A 1,783-nucleotide genomic window follows, 5' to 3' on the forward strand; every position below is an offset into this window, starting at 1 on the left:
TTCTGGCCTTCCTGGCCTCGTCTCTGGCTGCGTTTGCGTTCCGGTCGTTCGTGTTTCAGCCATTCTCAATACCGGCGAGCAGCATGGTGCCAACGCTTGAGGTCGGCGACTATCTGTTCGCGTCCAAATTTGCTTACGGCTACAGCCGCCACAGCGTCCCCTTTGGCTTGCTGCCGATCGAAGGGCGGACGTTCGACACGGCGCCGGCGCCAGGCGATATCGCAGTCTTCAGGCGGCCGTCTGATCCCAGCACCGACTACATCAAGCGCATTGTCGGCCTTCCTGGCGACAAGATCCAGATGATCGACGGCATCAACGACCATGCGGTGAAGCTTGAAGAGACCGGTTCTTACTCCTCCGATGAAATCCGGTCGCCCAAAGTGCAGCGCGAAACATTGCAGAACGGCGTCTCCTACTCGGTCCTCGACGTGATCGACGGATCGACGGGCGACAACACCCAGCCTGTTGTCGTTCCGGCCGGCCGCTACTTCATGCTTGGCGACAATCGCGACAGTTCCGCCGATAGCCGTTTTGATATGGGCACTATTCCGTATGAGAATTTGGTCGGCAAGGGCGTTCGCCTGTTTTGGAACTCCAGAGGTGTCGACTACTCGTCACGGCACACCTTGGACGGTCTGACAGGCAAATAGCTTCAAGTCGTCGCCGCCTCCACCGCACGCACGACGGCGCGCGGTTCTGCCTCATGTTTTCGCACACTGTATGCCCAGCGCTGTGAAAGCGGCAGCCACGCCGCCCTGGCGCAAGCGTTCGAGATGGGCGGCCGCGAGGTCGATCAGCGTCAGGCGCTCAGCACCGCCCTTGGCGAAGCCGGCCAGGTCGAACACCGCCGCCACCGTTTCGCCCGCCGACAGATGCCGAGTGTCGAGTGCAGCCAGGACCAAGTCGAGCGGGTCGGTGAAATGGCTTTCCGGCAAGGCTTCGCCGCGCGCCTCGCAAGCAGCGATCCAGGCGGCTACCACCAGCATCAGATGCGCGGGCGGCGCACCGGCACTCATCCGCTCCATGGCCGAGGCAACGATGCGCTGCGGCAGTTTCTGGCTGCCGTCATTGGCGATCTGCGCCGTCCGATGGGCGAGCGCGGTGTTCGAATAGCGCTTGGCAAGCTGGGCGGTGTAGTCGGCCGTGTCGAGCCCGGCGTCTTTCGGTAGCGTTGTGATGGCTTCGGCCCACAATCCGTCGACGAATTGCCGGATCGCCGGATCGGCGAAGGCGCGGTCGACCGTCTCGTAGCCGCTGAGCAGGCCGAGATAGGCGATGGCCGAATGCGAGCCGTTGAGCAGGCGCAGCTTCATGTCCTCGAACGGCCCGACATCACCGACCATGGTAACGCCGAACCTTTCCCAGTCCGGCCTGCCCGCCGGGAAATCATCTTCGACCACCCATTGGCAGAACGGCTCGGTCATCACAGGCCAGGCGTCCTCGATGCCGAGCTGGCCTGATATCCGTGCCCGGTCGGCATCGGTGGTCGCCGGCACGATGCGATCCACCATGCTCGACGGAAATGCCACCTCGTCGGCGATATGGCGGGCGAGATCGGTGCCGCGCAACGCGGCGAATTCGACCAGCAGCCGGTGCAGCGTGGCGCCATTGGCCGGGAGGTTATCGCAGCACAGCACGGTGAATGGCTGGATACCGGCGGCGCGGCGGCGCGCAAGCGATTCGACGAGAAAACCATGCGCCGTTCGCGGCGTGCGCGGGTCGGCCAGATCGAGGACAATGTCGGGATGGGCTGTGTCCAGTCCGCCACCCGCCGCCCTGAGAT

At 63.8% G+C, this 1,783-nt stretch carries 2 protein-coding genes; one reads left to right on the forward strand and one right to left on the reverse strand.

Annotation, left to right across the window (positions count from 1 at the left end; translation table 11 throughout):
* Nucleotides 1-650, forward strand: a 650-nt coding sequence (lepB, locus tag EOA86_RS33275; protein ID WP_128345428.1) for a signal peptidase I, incomplete at its 5' end; no start/stop codon positions are given.
* Between the two features lie 51 nt (nucleotides 651-701).
* Here lepB and EOA86_RS33280 read toward each other — a convergent pair.
* The coding region (locus EOA86_RS33280; RefSeq protein WP_164892264.1) for a mannitol dehydrogenase family protein at nucleotides 702-1,783 on the reverse strand (1,082 nt) is incomplete at its 5' end.

The sequence above is a fragment of the Mesorhizobium sp. M5C.F.Ca.IN.020.32.2.1 genome, from assembly GCF_004023105.1.
Taxonomy (GTDB): Bacteria; Pseudomonadota; Alphaproteobacteria; order Rhizobiales; family Rhizobiaceae; genus Mesorhizobium; species Mesorhizobium wenxiniae.